General features: G+C 67.1%; 1 protein-coding gene. It reads left to right on the forward strand.

Going from position 1 to position 277, the window contains the following annotated elements; all coding sequences use genetic code 11:
- Positions 1–277: cytochrome b N-terminal domain-containing protein (locus tag AC1RPK_RS07715; protein WP_481769349.1), on the forward strand; the 277-nt coding region annotated here is incomplete at both ends.

Here is a 277-nt window from a genome sequence, read left to right on the forward strand (position 1 = left end):
GTCGTCATCGCGTCCGGCCTGGTGCTCAGCCTGAACGGCCCCGCCTGGTACCACGTCTCCGGCCTCGGGCACTTCACGAACAGCGTGCACCTCTGGAGCGTCGAGCTGTTCTTCCTGCTGATGGTCGTGCACCTCTGGGGGAAGTACTGGATGGCGGCCTGGCGCGGCGGCCGGGTGCTCACCTGGATCACGGGCGTGATCGCCTTCGCCGTGTCGATCGCGGCGGCGTTCACCGGCTACCTGCTGCAGACGAACTTCGACTCGCAGTGGATCGCCT

It is taken from the genome of Dellaglioa sp. CoH-55-MRSF-6 (assembly GCF_056782215.1).